The organism is Flavobacterium potami, assembly GCF_020026915.1.
Lineage (GTDB): Bacteria > Bacteroidota > Bacteroidia > Flavobacteriales > Flavobacteriaceae > Flavobacterium > Flavobacterium potami.
In genome coordinates this window covers 226,849-244,535 of record NZ_JAINUY010000005.1, presented here as the reverse complement: position 1 = coordinate 244,535, position 17,687 = coordinate 226,849, and the positions used below count along the sequence as shown (strand labels likewise).

Sequence of the window (17,687 nt, the reverse complement as noted above, 5' to 3'; positions counted from 1 at the left end):
TTAAAATCATTTTTTATGCAAAAAAACATACTGCTTTTTGCTGCGTTTTTACTTTCTGTTTCTATGTTTTCACAAGAAGATTTAGAAGAGGTGAAAATCAATAAAAAGCAAAAAGGAATTAAAAAGTCCTATACGTTAACTACTAATACCTCTTTAATTACAAGCAAAGAATTGCTAAAAGCAGCTTGTTGTAATTTGGCTGAAAGTTTTGAGACCAATCCATCAATCGATGTCAATTTTTCTGATGCTTTAACGGGGACAAAACAAATCAAAATGCTTGGTTTGACAAGTCCTTACTTAATGATTACAGAAGAAAATATTCCTTCAGTTCGTGGTGCTTCTCAGGCTTATGGTTTGTCTTTTACACCGGGAACTTGGATCGAAAGTGTTCAGATTACAAAAGGAGCGGGAAGTGTTATTAATGGTTATGAAAGTATTTCGGGCCAGATTAACACAGAATTGTTGAAGCCTTTGAGTGATATCCCATTCTTCTTAAATGCTTACGGCTCTACAGATTCTCGATTTGAATTGAATACACATTTCAATAAAAAATTGTCTGATAAATGGGCAACAAGTCTATTTGTTCACGGAAATACCCGTGTGGCGAAAAACGACATGAATAACGACGGATTTTTAGATAATCCTTTAGGGAAACAGATCAATGTTTTAAATCGTTATCAATATTATAATCCTGAAAGTGGTTTAGTGAGTTTTATCAATTTCAGATATATGAACGATAAAAAACAAACTGGAGAAGTTGATTTTGATAAAGATCGTGATCGCGGTACAACAAATTATTGGGGATCTGAAATTAATACAGAGCGATTTGATGTTTCTACAAAAATCGGATATGTATTTAAAGATATGCCTTATCAAAGTATTGGTTTTCAAAATGCTTTTAACAGTCACAAACAAGATTCTTATTTTGGTTTAAATCAATATGATATCAAACAGAATAGCTTTTATTCTAATTTGATTTTCAATTCGATTATAAACAATACAATGCACAAATTTACAACAGGATTGAATTTTGCATACGATCAATATCAGGAATTTGTAAACTTAACCGATGTTAGTAGAATCGATAATTCTGTTGGCGCTTTCTTTGAGTATACTTATGATAACACGGATAATTTCAGTTTGATTTTAGGAGGAAGAGTTGATAATCATAATCGATTGGGCTTTTTTGTAACGCCAAGATTACACATGAGATACAATCCGTGGAAAAATGGCGTGATTCGTTTTTCTGCAGGTAGAGGAAAACGTTCTGCGAATATTTTTGCAGAAAATCAGCAACTTTTTGCGAGTTCAAGAACTTTTTCAGTTTTAGATTCTAATGGAAAAGTATACGGATTAAACCCTGAAATTGCGTGGAATTATGGAGTGAGTTTTTCTCAGAAGTTCCGTCTTTTCAATAAAAATGCCGATGCAGGTTTTGATTTGTACAGAACAGATTTTCAAAATCAAGCCATCGTAGACGTAATGCAAAGTCCACAACAGGTTTTGTTTTATGATTTAAAAGGAAGTTCTTTTGCAAACAGTCTTCAGGTTGAATTCAATTACGAGCTGATTCAAAACTTAAATCTAAGAACAGCTTACAAATATTACGATATTCAAACCGACTATTTGAGAGGAACGTTTCAGCGTCCATTGCAGGCAAAACATCGTTTTCTAGGAAATTTAGAGTACGAGACTACTTTAAATAATGATAAACAATGGAAGTTTGACTTTACCTATAATTGGTCAGGCAAGCAACAATTGCCTTATACTGCTACAAATCCTGAAGCAGATCAGTTTCCTGATTTTTCGCCAGCTTACGCTGTAATGAATGCGCAGGTAACAAGGGTTTTTTCTTCTGTTTTTGAAGTATATATAGGAGGGGAAAACATAGGGAACTATAAGCAGGAGAAAGCAATTTTAGGAGCCGACAATCCGTTTGGAACTAATTTTGATGCATCTATTGCCTATGCACCAATTTTTGGTCAAATGTATTACGCAGGATTACGATTTAAAATTAAATAAGCAATCTGAATTGCAACGATCAATTTCAATAACAATTAAATAATAGATAAAATGAACAAAGTAATTTTAATTATAATGATGACTTTTTTAGGACTTTCAGCTCAGGCTCAAGCTAAAAAAAATAAAAATTTGAAATACACCACAGAAGTAAACGGAAACTGTGAACAATGCAAAAAACGTATTGAAAAAGCGGCATACGGAGTTCCGGGTATTAAAACAGCAAGTTGGGATATTAGTTCGCATCAGCTTTCAGTTATTATGAATGAAGAAAAGACTTCTCCTGCAGATTTGAATAAATCAATTGCAAAGGTAGGTCATGATACTAAGGAAGTTAAAGCGACAGATGCAGATTATGAAAACCTGCACAGTTGTTGCAAGTATGTCAGAGAATAATTATCACTTAAGCCCAAGCATTTGTTTGGGCTTTTTTTAATAGTTAATTTATGTTTAAAATACCGCATTTTATTGTGGTTAAGCTAAATTATTGTTACTTTCACGCACTTATAAGATAACCAACTTTCCTTTTATGAATAAATTTGATTGGACCCAGTTAATAAACCCTGAATTTTATATTACTTTAAGTCTTGGAGGTGTTCAGATTGGGTTATTTATTGTGCTGTTTATAGTATTTGCCGAAACAGGACTTTTTGCTGGTTTTTTTCTTCCTGGGGATAGTTTGCTTTTTTTAGCGGGTATTTACAGCCGTGATTTAATAGAAAATGTTGCACATATTCCTAATGATTTTATCAATGTGTTTTTGCTTTCGACTGCGGTTGCAATAATGGGAGTTCTAGGGAATATGACAGGTTATTGGTTTGGAGCAAAAAGTGGTTATTATCTATTTAAAAAAGAAGACTCTTTTTGGTTTAAGAAAAAGTATCTATTGCAATCAAAAGATTTCTTTGAAAAATACGGTGGGAAAGCCATTATTTATGCTAGATTCCTTCCAATCTTTAGAACATTCGCTCCAATTGTAGCTGGAATCGTTTCAATGGATAAAAAGAAATTTATGTTCTATAATGTGCTAAGTTCTTTTCTTTGGTCATTCATTTTGATTTTCGCAGGACATTATTTGTATGGCGTTTTCTTAAAACAAGGAATAGATTTAAAGAAACACATTGAATATATTATTATAATTATCATCATCATATCAACGTTCCCTGTCTTACTTAAGCTTTTAAAAAAGAGACCAAACGAACAGATATAATATAATTAAAACATAAAAAAAATCCGAAGCTTTTACTTCGGATTTTTTTATGGATTTATATGACTTAATAAGATGATAAGGTATAATAGAGTTTGATTGAAACCTTATCTCAGTTTGTAAGTTTTGTTAATTGAAATTCCGAATCCAAATATTGGAATTTGGAATTTATATATTGGAGATTATTTTATTGGAATTTTGACTATTTAAATATTTTACCATTCATTAACTTTATTGGCATCCATTTTAAGGAAAATAAACAGTAAAATAGTAAAGCCCCATAGTCCAGAACCTCCATAAGAAAAGAAGGGCAGAGGGACTCCAATAGTAGGGAAAATTCCAATTACCATGGCTATGTTTACAAAGAAGTGGATGAAGAGAATTCCGGCGACACAATATCCGTAGACTCGACTGAATTTTGTTTTCTGCCTCTCAGCCAGATAAATTACTCTAAGTAATAATCCAACAAAAAGTGCAATAACAGTCAAAGAACCTGCAAATCCCCATTCTTCTCCAACAGTTGTAAAAATATAATCGGTATGTTGTTCTGGTACAAATCCTCCTTTTGTTTGTGTTCCTTCTAAAAAGCCTTTTCCTATCCATCCTCCAGATCCAATTGCAATTTCAGATTGGTTGGTGTTGTATCCGATACCTTTCATGTCGACCGTTTTACCTAGTAAAATGTTGAAACGATCTCTGTGGTGTTGTTTGAAAACATTGTCAAAAACATAATCTACAGAAAAGACAAAACCTGAGATTAGGACCAATAGAATACCACTTAAGATTATATTTCTATCGACAACTCTGCCTTTAAAGTGAATAATAGCCAAGATGACGAATGCTATTCCTATAACCACATAAGGTTCTAAAACCAATGTAAGTACAAATAAAACAATAGTTACAAAAGCTGTCCATACGTACCAAGAAGGCAAACCTTCTCTGTAAAGAACAAGAATGAATACACTATAAATTAAAGCACTTCCAGGGTCTGGTTGCGGTAAAATCAATATCACAGGTAATAGCATAATTGCTAAAGCCTGAATCTGTCTGTTGACTTCTTTTAAATTGATTTGAGTATCACTCAGGTATTTAGCTAAGGCTAATGAAGTTGCGGCTTTAGCAAACTCAGAAGGTTGTAATGTAAAGCTACCTATGGCATACCAACAACGCTGTCCTGCAATTGTTTTTCCAAAGAGAAATAAACCTGCCAGAGATAGTAAAGCAACACCAAAGATTATACTGGCATATTTTTCATAAAATTTACCATCCACAAAAAGTACGACAAATATCAACGGAACAGTGCAGCAAATAAAGATTAATTGCTTTTGATACGTTCCATCGGTTGATAATAAGGATGATGAATAAATATTCAACCAGCCTAGAGTTACCAGTGCAATGTAGATAAAGACACTTATCCAATCAATATTATTTTTTACACTTTGATTTTTCATTTGAAATAATCTTCTTTCTTAGTTTTTCTTAGTTGTGTCTACTGCTGTTTTTTTTGCTTCTGGTTTCGGAACAACTGGTTTCGGAACAATAATTTTGGCTCTTAATACAGAATCTTTTGGTACAGATTCTATAATACTTGCTGGGTTTGGTGGCGCTACTTTTGCATATTCTGCTGCCAAACTTTTATTTAAAACTCTGATTTCTAAATCGGTTCTTGTGATTTTCTTTCTTAAATATTTTTCAATCATCAAACTGGCAATTGGACCAGCAACTGTAGCTCCAAAACCTCCATTTTCAATCATAACTGCAAGAGCTATTTTCGGATTATCTTTCGGGGCAAAGGCTACAAATATAGAGTGGTCTTTAAGCTGTGTTCTTTTACCGTCAATCTTGGCAAAGTTCTCTGCTGTACCTGTTTTTCCACAAATATCAATTCCGTCTACTCTAAGCGCATAAGCGGTTCCTTTATTGTAAACATCAAATAAACCACTGATTACAGGAGGAAAATATTTTTGATCAATTGAGGTAACGTGTTTTGTTGTAAACTTTTGATCGATTTTTTCTCCTTCAATTTTTTTGATGATATGAGGCGTATAATAGTAACCTTGATTGGCTACGGTTGCCATCATATTTGCTAATTGAATTGGTGTCATCAGAACCTCTCCCTGACCAATTGCATTCGATACAATTGCTGTACTTCTCCAACCTCCGTTAGGATAGATTCTTTTGTATGTTTTAGATGTTGGAATATTACCTCTTTTTCCTGTAGGTAAATCGTAACCCATAAACTGACCTAATCCAAAACTTTTTATGTGATCGCTCCAGATATCAACCGCTTTTCCAGGATTTGCATATTTGTTAATGGTTAACATATAAGCTTGTGCAAAATAGGTGTTGCAAGAGTTGTAAATTCCATTATGTAATTGATGTGGTCCAAAGCCGTGACATTTCATAAAACGACCTCTTCCGTAACTGAAACCGTGATGGCACATGAAAGTCGTTTGTTCATTTACGACACCTTCTTGAAGCGCAACTAGTCCAGTTAGAATTTTAAATGGAGAACCAGGAGGATACTCAGCTAAAAGTCCTCTGTCATATAAAGGTTTTGCAATAGAATCGTTGTATAAAAGCGTGTAGTTTTTAGATCTTTGGCGTCCTACTAAAATTCCTGGGTCATAAGAAGGAGCAGTAATAAGTGCTAGAATTTCACCAGATTTTGGTTCAATAGCAACAATTCCACCTCTTTTATTGATCATTAATTCCTCGCCGTATTTCTGAAGTTCAGCATCAATTGTTAAATTAATATCTTCTCCAGCAACGGCAATTGTATCGTATTTTCCTTCTTTGTAAGAACCGATTTCTCTATTATATTTATCTTTTTGAATATATTTGACCCCTTTAATACCTCTCAAGATTTCTTCATAACTCTCTTCTACACCTTGTCTTCCAATTAAATCTCCACTATTATAGTATGGATTTTTTGCAAGTTGGCTTTCGTTTACTTGTGTAATAGAGCCAAAAATATTAGCGCCATAATCTACTTCATAATCACGAAGGGATCTTTTTTGGAAATAGAAACCACCATATTTTCTGATTTTCTCTTGAAAAGCAGCAAATTCATTCTTATTTAATTGAGATAAAAATACAGAAGGAAGTCTTGGGCTATAAACTTTTGCTTTTTCAATACGTTTCTGATATTCTTCTGGGGTAATATTCAAAAGAGAACAAAACTCAGCAATATTAAGGTCTTTCTTGATTTCTCTAGGAATAACCATAATGTCATAAGAAGCCTGATTTGCAACAAGAAGTTTGCCGTTACGATCGTAGATGTATCCTCTTTCTGGATAGTCATAAACTTTTTTTATCGCATTATTTTCCGATTTCAGTTTAAAAGAATCATCAATAACTTGCAAATAAAAGATTCTGATCACTAGCAAAGATGCTGCAATAATAATTATAGTGGGCAGCAGAACTTTTCTCATCGTTTATTGGGCTTAATAAGATAGATTATTATTATGGAAATGATTATAGTGAAAATAGAGCTGAACAAGGTTCGGAGCAAAATGTCCCAAATAAATTTGAACTGAAATGCTGTAAGTACAAATAATACAATATGATGTATTAAAACCGAAACCAGTATAAATGAAAATCGTTCTGGTGTTAAAGAATCGTTCAGTTTAATAGTTTGATATTCATAACTAAGTCCAAACGAAAATTTAAAAATATAAGGCCTGTAATAGGCTAGAACAACACAAGCTGTTGCATGTATTCCTCCAGAATTACAAAACATATCCATTGTTAATCCAAGTAGAAAACTAGAGATAATCAATCCAGCTTTATTGCTGTTTACAGGATATAAAATTATATACAAGATATACGGAAAAGGACTTATATAACCTAGGAAATTCATATTGTTGAAAATAACAATCTGAATCGCCAGCAGTATAATAAATCGAAAAATATTGACTAACACTGCGCTATTCATCTTTTTCCTTGTTTTCTAAATTAATAAGTTCTTCTCTGTCCTTGCTCTTGATAATGTAAACGTGTCCTAAGTTTGTCATGTCATTAAATAGTTTGACTTTAATAACATAAAAACTTGTTTCAGGTTCTTTGTAAATTGTCTCAACAGTTCCAATATTGATTCCTTCAGGGAAAATTACAGACTGTCCTCCTGTTACAATAGTGTCACCTTTTCTAACAGACGCTAATCTCGGAACGTCTTTCAGTTGTACAAATCCAGTGCTTTTTCCATCCCATGTCAAAGAACCAAAATGATTTGACTTCTTTAACTTGGCATTAATCTGAGACTTCATGTTCAGAATACTCACAACAGTAGAATATCTAGGCGATGTATCGTCTATGATACCCACAATTCCTAAACTGTTTATTACACCCATATCAGGTTTTACGCCTTCATTGGATCCAGAATTTAAAGTAAGGAAGTTTTCGTGTGTACTGTATGTATTATGGATAACTTTTGATACAATTATATCAGCAGGTTTTACCCCTTTGATTGTATCAGGTAAAGGTAATTTAGTAGTGTCTTCTTTGTTGAATAAAAGACTTTTTAATCTTGCGTTCTCAAGTACAAGTTCGTCGTTTTCAGCTCTTAAATTCAAATACTCATTAATGTGATTGATCTTTTCATAAACACCGCCACTTAAAAAGTTTGCCGAATTTATTACTCTGCTTCTGTGAAAAGAATGATATTGAATAGTGAGTCCTAACGAAATACCTAAAAGCAGCAAAAACAGCAATCGATTACTGTTTCTTATAATGAAATTAAATATTTGCTGCATTTCTTGTCTGGTTATTTTGTTTCAGGATATGCTTTAAGGTTTCAAGTTTTTCAAGGGTTGAATAGTAAAAATTCAACCCTTAAAAAAGTAAATTGATTGTTATTTTGAATCTTATTTGATTAAGATACTTTTAAATTTTGCAATGTTTTTAAGTGCCATTCCTGTACCGCGAACAACAGCTCTTAATGGATCTTCTGCAATGTAAACAGGTAAATCTGTTTTTTGAGAGATACGTTTGTCAAGACCTCTTAACATAGATCCTCCACCTGCTAAATAGATACCAGTGTTATAGATATCGGCAGCTAACTCAGGAGGAGTTTGTGATAATGTTTCCATTACTGCATCCTCGATACGCTGAATAGATTTGTCTAATGCTTTTGCAATTTCACGGTAAGAAACATCTACTTGCTTTGGTTTACCAGTAAGCAAATCTCTACCTTGAACTGACATATCTTCTGGCGGTCCGTCTAAATCTTCGATAGCCGCTCCAATTTGAATTTTAATTTTTTCAGCAGTACTTTCTCCTACGAAAAGGTTATGCTGTGTACGCATGTAATACACGATATCATTTGTGAAAACGTCACCCGCAATTTTTACAGATTTATCACAAACAATTCCGCCTAAAGCGATAACAGCGATTTCAGTTGTACCACCTCCGATATCAACAATCATGTTTCCTTTTGGTTGCATAATGTCAATTCCAATACCGATTGCTGCGGCCATTGGTTCGTGAATTAGGTAAACTTCTTTTCCGTTAACTCTCTCACAAGATTCTTTTACTGCACGCATTTCAACCTCAGTAATTCCAGAAGGAATACAAACTACCATTCTTAAAGCTGGAGTAAACATTCTCTTTTTTAATGCTGGAATACTTTTAATGAACATATTGATCATTTTTTCAGAAGCATCAAAATCGGCAATTACACCATCTTTCAAAGGCCTTATGGTCTTGATGTTTTCATGCGTTTTACCTTGCATCATGTTGGCTTCTTTACCAACAGCGATGATTTTGCCTGATACTCTATCGCGTGCTACGATAGAGGGGCTGTCAATAACAACCTTATCATTATGAATGATTAAAGTGTTTGCGGTACCAAGGTCTATTGCAATATCCTCAGTCATGAAATCAAAAAATCCCATAAGTTTTTTAGGGGTTTAAAATGTTATAAATTATTTTGAACAAAGTTAAACAAATTAATGTTTAAAATGACGTGTTCCAGTAAATACCATTGCAAGATTATTTTCGTTGCAATAATTTATGCTTAATTCGTCTTTAATAGAACCTCCTGGCTGAATTACTGCTGTAATTCCTGCTTTTTTAGCCAATTCTACACAATCCGGAAATGGGAAAAATGCATCACTTGCCATCGAAGCACCATTTAAATCAAATCCAAAAGCTTTTGCTTTATCAACTGCTTGAATTAAAGCGTCAACTCTTGAAGTCTGACCTGTACCAGAAGAAATCAATGTTCCGTTTTTAGCAAATACAATTGTGTTTGATTTTGTATTCTTGCAGATTTTAGAAGCAAAGATCAAATCTTCGATCTCTTGAGCAGTAGGTTCTGTAATTGTAACGGTTTTTAAATGCTCTTTATTATCCGTAATATTATTTCTGTCCTGAATTAACAAACCATTAAGACAAGTTCTAACTTGACGAGATGGTAATTCAACCTCATTTTGAACTAGAATAATTCTGTTCTTTTTCTCTTGTAAAACGTTGATAGCCTCGTCATCATAAGCTGGAGCGATAACTACTTCACAGAATAATTTGTTGATTTCTTGTGCCGTTTCTAAATCAATTTTTGTGTTAGAAATTAACACTCCTCCAAAAGCAGAAGTTGGGTCACAAGCCAAAGCCGCTAAGTAAGCTTCGCTGATTGTTTCTCTAGAAGCCAATCCACAAGCATTGTTGTGTTTTAAAATTGCGAATGTTGGTCCGTCAGTTTTAAATTCAGCAATTAAATTTACTGCAGCATCAACATCTAATAAGTTGTTGTATGATAATTCTTTTCCGTGAACTTTTTTGAACATAGCGTCAAAATCTCCAAAGAAGAATCCTTTTTGGTGAGGGTTTTCGCCATATCTTAAAACTTGACCATCTGCAATGCTTTCTTTGTAGATAGTTTCGTCTGTGTTGAAGTAATTAAAAATAGCTCCATCATAATGAGATGAAACGTGGAAAGCTTTAGTAGCAAACAATCTTCTGTTTTCTAAAGTTGTTGCTCCATCTTGCTCTGTAATTAAATCTAAAAGCAAGCTGTATTCGTTTACAGAAGCTACAATTACAGTGTCTTTGAAATTTTTTGCACCAGCGCGGATTAGTGAGATTCCACCGATGTCAATTTTTTCAATAATATCTTGTTCGCTTGCACCTGAAGCAACTGTTTTTTCAAAAGGATACAAATCAACAATAACTAAATCAATTTGAGGAATATCAAATTCTTTCATTTGCTGAACGTCACTTTCGTTATCCTGACGATTTAAAATTCCACCAAAAATCTTTGGGTGTAATGTTTTTACTCTTCCTCCAAGAATTTCAGGAAATGAAGTAATGTCTTCAACAGGAACTACAGGAATTCCAAGGTTTTTGATGAAATCTTCTGTTCCTCCAGTGGAGTAAAGTGTTACATTTTGTTCGTGTAATTTTCTAACAATTGGTTCTAATCCATCTTTAGAAAAAACAGAAATTAATGCTGATTGTATTTTTTTAGTTGTGCTCATTGTGTAGTTATGATTTTCAGACTGCAAAAGTAGTTTTTTTATATATTATTTTAAAGAAATTAATGTAACAATTAGCTAAAAAAATCTACTGATGAGTAAGTTAACTTTTATTAGGTTTTTGATTTTAAATTATTGAATTTTACTCTATTGAAAAATACGAAAATATGCTTGTTTATCTTAGATTATTAAAAGAAAGTTTGAGTTTTGCAATTAATGCTTTGCGAAATAATAAATTGAGAACTTTGTTGTCTTTATTAGGCGTAACTATCGGTATTTTTTCGATTATAGCAGTTCTTGCTGCTGTTGATTCTTTAGATAAAAAGATTTCTAAAGATTTGAGTAGCTTAGATAAAAATACAATTTATTTAATGAAATTCAGTTTCGGACCATCTGAAATTCCACAATGGAAGAGGGAACAGTTCCCAAATGTAAAATATGATGAGTATGTGGCGTTGAAAAATTCTATGACCAATACAGATCAGATCGGTTATCAGCTTTTTGTTAATCACGAAACTTTAAAATACGATTCTAAGACGGTAGCTGATGTAAATATTGTTCCATCATCATTTGAAATGGTTGATATTGATGGGATAAAATTTGATAAAGGTCGATTTTATAATGAATCGGAATCTAACTCAGGAACAGCAGTTGTCGTTTTAGGTTATGATATTGCTCAAGGTCTTTTTGGAGATTTGGATCCAGTTGGGAAAAATATCCGACTATATGGGCAGCGTTTTACGGTTATTGGGGTAATGGCGAAACAAGGTGCAGGTTTTTTTGGAGATAGTAACGATACATCTGTTTATTTGCCGGCAAACTTTTTACGCCGAATGTATGGCGACAGTGATGCGATGACTCCGGTTATTGTTTTAAAACCGACAAAAGGTGTTGATATGGAAGCTTATAAGGCTGAAGTGGCACAGAAATTAAGAGCAATTCGCGGAATGAAAGCTGGAGATATGGATAACTTTTTTATAAATGTTCTTTCTGGATTTACTGATTTTATCGATGGAATTTTAGGTCAGATGAATGTAGTAGGGTGGATCATCAGTGGATTTTCTCTCCTTGTCGGAGGTTTCGGAATTGCCAATATTATGTTTGTTTCAGTTAAAGAAAGAACAAATCTTATCGGAATTCAGAAGTCACTAGGAGCGAAGAATAAATTTATCTTATTTCAATTTTTGTTCGAAGCTGTTATTTTGTCTGTTATTGGCGGAATTATAGGCTTGTTAATGGTCTGGGGAATTGCCTTTGCTTTGACAAAATTACTTGACTTTGAGTTTGTGTTAAGTCTTGGAAATATAATTTTAGGAACAACTTTAGCTGCTCTTATCGGATTGATTTCTGGAATTCTGCCAGCAATTTCGGCAGCAAATTTAGATCCAGTTGAGGCGATTAGAACAGGGATGTAGGTTTTTTAAGTTGCTAAGATTCTAAGTTTTTTTGTTTAGTTTTTCTGCAAGGTTTCTAAAACCTTATAGATGTATGAGGGATTATGTGACTTATATGGTTTAAAACAAAAAAAATCCCAAGAAGCAATTTCTTGGGATTTTCTATTTTAAATAGTTTTAAAACTATCGAATATCATTGTTTTGAATCAAATCGATGTATAAGTTGATCTTATCTTTCAATTCTTTTCTTGGCGTGATAAAGTCTAAGAAACCGTGCTCTAATAAGAACTCGGCAGTTTGGAAACCTTCTGGCAAATCTTTTCCTGTAGTGTCACGAACAACACGCGGACCAGCAAAACCAATCAAAGCGCCTGGCTCAGAGATATTGATGTCTCCTAACATAGCGTAAGATGCAGTTGTTCCTCCAGTTGTTGGATCTGTACAAAGAGAGATGTAAGGCAATTTAGCTTCAGCTAATTGAGCTAATTTTACAGAAGTTTTTGCTAATTGCATTAAAGAATAAGCAGCTTCCATCATACGAGCTCCACCAGATTTAGAAATCATAACAAAAGGCAATTTGTTTTTGATCGCGTGATCAATACCTCTTGCAATTTTTTCTCCTACAACCGCTCCCATAGATCCACCAATAAAAGCGAAATCCATACAGCAGATTACAAGTTCTCTTCCTTTAGATTTTCCTACTCCCGTACGTACAGCGTCTTTAAGATGAGTTTTTTCCATTACGTCTTTCAAACGCTCTGCATATTTTTTTGTATCCACAAAATGCAAAGGATCTTTAGAAGTCATGTTTTTATCTAACTCAACAAATTCGTTGTTGTCGAATAAAATTTCAAAATAGGTTGCGCTTCCAATTCGAACGTGAAAATCATCTTCAGGGCTTACGAACAAATTTCTCGCTAATTCGTCAGCATCAATAATTTTTCCAGTAGGAGATTTGTACCACAATCCTTTCGGAACGTCCATCTTGTCTTCTGTCGCGGTCGTAATCCCTTTTTCTTGTCTTTTAAACCAAGCCATATTGAATGTTTTATTTGTTTTAGGTTTCAAGTTTCAAGTTGCGGAAACCTGAAACTTGAAACTTTAAACTTGAAACTTTTTTATTATAGTGTATTCACGTTATTTAAGTCTGCAAAAGCTTGCTCCAACCTTGCGTTGAATGTAACTTCGCTTTCACGTACCCATCTTCTTGGGTCATAGTATTTTTTGTTTGGAGCATCTGGACCTTCTGGGTTACCAATTTGAGATTTTAAATAATCTAAATTTTTAACCATATAGTCACGGATTCCTTCAGTGTATGCAAATTGTAAATCTGTATCGATGTTCATTTTGATAACTCCGTAGCTAATTCCTTCTCTGATTTCTTCAAGTGTAGAACCTGAACCTCCGTGGAATACGAAATCAACCGGGTTGTGTCCTGTGTTGAATTTGTTTTGTACGAAATCCTGAGAATTTTTTAAGATTTTTGGAGTTAATTTTACGTTTCCTGGTTTGTAAACACCGTGAACGTTTCCGAAAGCAGCAGCAATTGTAAATTTAGGACTTACTTTAGATAATTCTTCGTAAGCGTAAGCTACTTCTTCTGGTTGTGTGTATAATTTTGAGCTATCAACATCAGAGTTATCAACACCATCTTCTTCACCACCTGTAATACCAAGCTCGATTTCTAATGTCATACCCATTTTGCTCATTCTAGCTAAATATTCTTTACAGATCTCGATGTTTTCTTCGATTGGCTCCTCAGACAAATCGATCATGTGAGAACTGAATAATGGTTTTCCTGTTTCTGCGAAGTGTTTTTCAGAAGCATCTAATAAACCATCAATCCAAGGTAAAAGTTTTTTTGCACAGTGGTCAGTATGTAAGATTACAGTTGCACCGTAAGCTTCTGCCAAAGTGTGAATGTGTTTTGCTCCTGCGATTCCTCCCGCGATTGCTGCTTTTTCACCTGCATTAGATAATCCTTTTCCAGCGTTGAATTGTGCTCCTCCGTTAGAAAATTGAATGATAACTGGCGCGTTTAGTTTTGCTGCAGTTTCAAGAACTCCGTTAATTGTGCTTGATCCAGTAACGTTTACTGCTGGAAGAGCAAAACCCTTCTCTTTAGCATAATTAAAGATCTCTTGTACTTGATCTCCTGTAGCTACTCCTGGTTTAATGTTGTGTGCCATTGTACTTTTTTTTATAGTTGTTTTTAGTTTTTAGGTTGCAAAAATAAGAATTAATTAGCATTAGAACGGATAATTTATCCCAAAATTTAAAACCGAATGACCAAAATTGTATTCTTTAAACCATCTGTCTCCCTTCTCATGCGCCGGATTATAGGTCTTAAAGCCTAAATCTAAACGAATAACAAAAAAGCTTAAATCGTATCGTAAACCAAATCCTGTACCCAAAGCAATTTCTTCTAAATCGTTTAAGTTGTCAAATCTTGCTTTCGGATCGATGACATTATCGAGCACATTCCAGATATTTCCGGCATCTGCAAAGAGTGCTCCCTTGACGTCTCCGAAAATTTTGAAACGAAATTCAGCACTTGCTGCAATTTTCATATTGGCCTCATTAAAGTCGTTTACGGCATTTGTACTCCCTGGTCCTAATGCGTAAGGTTGCCATGCGCGATTGTCATTTGAACCTCCACCATAATAACTTCGTGAAAACGGAATGTAATTGGAGTTTCCAAAAGGAATTGCGATTCCGAAGAAACTTCTCACAGCCAAAACTTTTTCTTTTCCAAAATCCCAGTGTTTGATATAATCAAATTCAGTTTTAATATATTCAGAATATTCCAAGTTGAAGATTTCATAATTTCCTCGTGAATTTTTCTGGAGATTTCCAATTTCAGAAACTAAGGATAGTAAAGTACCTGCTGATTCAATTTTTGTTCTAAATTGATAAAAATTATTATCAGCCAAATCTTTTTTCGTTGTTTTTGTGAAAGTATAACTCGTTGCTAAAATAAAGTCATTTTCTGTCAAACGAATTCTTCTTTCTTCTATGCTTTCTACTTCTTTGTATTGTGGGTTATCAGGTGTTAGCGCAGTTTCATTTGTTAAAACTTCATTGGTAAATCCTGTAGTTCCTGTAGGGATCACCAAGTTTTTGTTTGCTTGTTCTTCTGGTGTAGTTCCCCAGTTTTGACCATCAATATTGTAATCTTTTCCAATGTTGTTCAAATCATTGTAAGAAGAAGTATAAACTCTAAAATAATTACCAGGATTTAAGTTACGAACAAACTGTGCATTCAATAATTCCAATTTTGCAGTATTATGACGTTTTGGGGTCCAGTTGTATGAAATACCACCGGTAAAATTCTCTTTGTCTAGACCAATATTTCTTTGCTTCGAAAAACCGGAAGTTATAGAAGTATAAGGAATCATACTTTTAGGAATAATTTTTTCTGTTCCAAAAGGCAAAAGGATTCTAGGAAAATTCAGTTTCATGTCCAAACCATATTCTGAAACATTGAAGAAATTATCATTAGGGTTGGCCATATCTCTGGAAGAACCAATGTTTAAACGAGCTGAAATTTCTAAAGTTTCTGCACGATTAAATACATTTCGAATAGTTTCCGAGACACTGGCTCCAATTCCGAAATCCTGAATGTTAGAATGTGTCAAATCAAGAGTTGCCCCAAAACTATATTTTTTTCTGGGTGTCAAATATACATTCGCAATAAGGGACTGAGCTGTAGAGTCTCTTTTGTCAACTTCGTACTGAATGGAAGGATAATTAAAAATCCTTAAGTTGTTTAGATATCTTGAAGATAAGGTCGTTCTGAAATCAGCAAAAGTACTTCCTTTGGTAATGAAGATCGCGTCTGTGATAGCGCGAGGTTTGTATTTTAGTTTGTTATAGCTGTAAAGATTAAAATTATTGTAAGTGGTACTATCTGTTGGTTTCTTTTTTGCATTTGCAGCAGAATAGTCGGTGTAAATGTTTACATCGCTAATTGTATACAGTTTAAAAGGTTCTGTACGACTTGAATCTCTTCCTTGAATGGTATTGTCACTAATTTTTAAGGTTACATCTGCTTTTGCTTTTTTGCCAATTGTATCAATATCAAAAGTTACATATGTTGGTTGGAAATAATAAGCACCATGATTTCTAAAATAAGTTGTAATACGATTTTTTTCTTCTTCAAAATCTGTTGTTTTGTATTGATTTCCAGATTTCAATAGAGAAGGTTCAATATTTGTTCTATATAATGAATCTAATGCAGGAGTTTTTATATCTGTTCGAATGGTGTCTAGTTTGTATGCTGGACCAGTAGTAATATTGTAGTTAATGGCGGCTCTTTTAATTCCGACAGTATCAATTGTAAAATTGGTTAAAACATTAAAATAACCATTGTTGAAATAGTAATATTTTAAACGCAATAGCGATTTTTTTGTCTTTGCAGTATCAATGATAACAGGAGGTTCACCAGTGCTTTTTAGAAATTCATGAATTCCTTTGTAATAAAACGATTGTCCAAGACGATCTACTTGCTTCGCAGAGAATATTTTAGACATACGTTCGTATTTTCCTGGATTGTTTTTGAATTTTGCCTGATAAGTAGAATCAGGATTTAAATTTGCTAAATTGTACAAATTTAAACGAAGTTTGTATCCTAATAATTTACCGTTAGGTTTTTGATACATTTGATTGGAAGCTGTTTCGTCGCTTGTAGCCTTTCCATTTACCAGAATATTATTTTTTACAAGAAGGTTTTTTCCATCGGGAACTCTTTTTACGGCATTACAAGCGCAAATTAATATTGCAATTAGAAGAAATGCTATTATTTTTGTGGAATTATTTTTCAAGTGTTTTTTAATATTTAATTCAAAAGTACATTATTTTATGGTTAGTAAAAACCAAATAAAACTTATCTCTGGTTTACATCAAAAAAAGCAGCGTTTTGCCAATCAATTATTTTTTGCCGAAGGAGTAAAAGTAATTCAAGAATTGCTGCAATCCAATTTTGAATTAGAACATTTATACACGACATTAAATGATTTTGAAGCGGTTCAATCTTCAAAACGTACTCTTATTAATGAACAAGAACTTAAGAAAATAAGTGCTTTGTCAACTCCGAACTCCTGTCTGGCTGTTTTCAAAATTCCAGCCGAAAAGAGAATAATCGAATCTGATCTAATTTTGGCTTTAGACGATATTAGAGACCCAGGAAATCTAGGTACCATTTTGCGTCTTTGCGATTGGTTTGGTATTAAACAGGTAATTTGTACAAAAGAGACAGTAGATATTTACAATCCAAAGGTAGTACAAGCCACAATGGGATCTATTTCCAGAGTAAACGTCAATTATATTGATCTGAATCTTTTCCTTGCCCAAACCAAACTGCCGGTTTTTGGAACTTTTATGGACGGAGAAAATATTTATCAAACTAATCTGCCTGAGGAAGGAATCATTATTATGGGTAATGAAGCCAACGGAATTTCGGCAGAAATTGAAAAAACAGTAACTTCTCGTCTGTCAATTCCCAGATTTGGAGAGCTTCAAAAAACTGAAAGTTTAAATGTAGCTACTGCAACAGCAATTATTCTTAGTGAATTTAAACGAAATAGTTAAGATTTT

At 33.6% G+C, this 17,687-nt stretch carries 14 protein-coding genes; 5 read left to right on the top strand and 9 right to left on the bottom strand.

The features are described 5' to 3' along the window. Positions 1–15: 15 nt before the first annotated feature. The 3 genes from K6T82_RS15910 to K6T82_RS15900 all read left to right on the top strand — a co-directional run bounded on the left by K6T82_RS15910 (position 16) and on the right by K6T82_RS15900 (position 3,229). Positions 16–2,022 (top strand): TonB-dependent receptor plug domain-containing protein, encoded by a 2,007-nt coding sequence (locus K6T82_RS15910; protein WP_223707499.1) that lies wholly within the window; start codon positions 16–18, stop codon positions 2,020–2,022. A 51-nt stretch (positions 2,023–2,073) separates the two neighbouring features. Then, positions 2,074–2,415, top strand: coding sequence for a heavy-metal-associated domain-containing protein (locus K6T82_RS15905; RefSeq protein WP_223707497.1), 342 nt, complete (start codon positions 2,074–2,076; stop codon positions 2,413–2,415). Between the two features lie 133 nt (positions 2,416–2,548). After that, complete coding sequence (locus K6T82_RS15900) at positions 2,549–3,229, top strand: DedA family protein (protein ID WP_223707495.1); 681 nt, start codon at positions 2,549–2,551, stop codon at positions 3,227–3,229. 212 nt (positions 3,230–3,441) lie between these two features. On the opposite strand, the gene rodA is transcribed toward K6T82_RS15900, so the two are convergent. The 6 genes from rodA to purH form a co-directional block, all read right to left on the bottom strand. Beyond that, positions 3,442–4,677 (bottom strand): rod shape-determining protein RodA, encoded by a 1,236-nt coding sequence (gene rodA, locus K6T82_RS15895; protein ID WP_223707494.1) that lies wholly within the window; start codon positions 4,675–4,677, stop codon positions 3,442–3,444. Between the two features lie 18 nt (positions 4,678–4,695). Next, positions 4,696–6,660 carry a penicillin-binding protein 2 gene (mrdA, locus tag K6T82_RS15890; protein ID WP_223707492.1) on the bottom strand — a complete coding sequence of 655 codons (1,965 nt, stop codon included), beginning with the start codon at positions 6,658–6,660 and terminating at the stop codon, positions 4,696–4,698. Beyond that, positions 6,657–7,163, bottom strand: a complete 507-nt coding sequence (locus K6T82_RS15885) for a rod shape-determining protein MreD (protein ID WP_223707490.1) — start codon at positions 7,161–7,163, stop codon at positions 6,657–6,659. The genes mrdA and K6T82_RS15885 overlap by 4 nt, the downstream gene beginning before the upstream one ends. Next, positions 7,156–7,980 carry a rod shape-determining protein MreC gene (gene mreC / locus K6T82_RS15880; RefSeq protein WP_223707488.1) on the bottom strand — a complete coding sequence of 275 codons (825 nt, stop codon included), beginning with the start codon at positions 7,978–7,980 and terminating at the stop codon, positions 7,156–7,158. The genes K6T82_RS15885 and mreC overlap by 8 nt, the downstream gene beginning before the upstream one ends. Positions 7,981–8,091: 111 nt before the next feature. Beyond that, positions 8,092–9,120, bottom strand: coding sequence for a rod shape-determining protein (locus K6T82_RS15875; protein ID WP_008466528.1), 1,029 nt, complete (start codon positions 9,118–9,120; stop codon positions 8,092–8,094). A gap of 54 nt (positions 9,121–9,174) precedes the next feature. Next, a complete protein-coding gene (gene purH, locus K6T82_RS15870; protein WP_223707486.1) occupies positions 9,175–10,701 on the bottom strand; it encodes a bifunctional phosphoribosylaminoimidazolecarboxamide formyltransferase/IMP cyclohydrolase in 1,527 nt (508 codons plus the stop codon). Positions 10,702–10,865: 164 nt separating this feature from the next. Here purH and K6T82_RS15865 point away from each other — a divergent pair, with 164 nt between their 5' ends. Continuing rightward, the gene (locus tag K6T82_RS15865; RefSeq protein ID WP_223707484.1) at positions 10,866–12,113 is read left to right on the top strand and encodes an ABC transporter permease; all 1,248 of its coding nucleotides are present in this window, start codon (positions 10,866–10,868) and stop codon (positions 12,111–12,113) included. 162 nt (positions 12,114–12,275) lie between these two features. On the opposite strand, the gene accD is transcribed toward K6T82_RS15865, so the two are convergent. The 3 genes from accD to tamL form a co-directional block, all read right to left on the bottom strand. Beyond that, positions 12,276–13,130: an acetyl-CoA carboxylase, carboxyltransferase subunit beta gene (gene accD, locus K6T82_RS15860; RefSeq protein WP_026728501.1), complete on the bottom strand. Its 855-nt coding sequence runs from the start codon at positions 13,128–13,130 to the stop codon at positions 12,276–12,278. Between the two features lie 83 nt (positions 13,131–13,213). Next, positions 13,214–14,281, bottom strand: coding sequence for a class II fructose-bisphosphate aldolase (fbaA, locus tag K6T82_RS15855; protein ID WP_012023542.1), 1,068 nt, complete (start codon positions 14,279–14,281; stop codon positions 13,214–13,216). Positions 14,282–14,341: 60 nt separating this feature from the next. After that, positions 14,342–16,915: a translocation and assembly module lipoprotein TamL gene (tamL, locus tag K6T82_RS15850; protein ID WP_223707482.1), complete on the bottom strand. Its 2,574-nt coding sequence runs from the start codon at positions 16,913–16,915 to the stop codon at positions 14,342–14,344. A gap of 37 nt (positions 16,916–16,952) precedes the next feature. Between tamL and K6T82_RS15845 the strand changes: the two genes are divergently transcribed. Beyond that, positions 16,953–17,681, top strand: coding sequence for a TrmH family RNA methyltransferase (locus K6T82_RS15845; protein WP_223707479.1), 729 nt, complete (start codon positions 16,953–16,955; stop codon positions 17,679–17,681). The last annotated feature ends 6 nt before the right edge of the window (positions 17,682–17,687 follow it).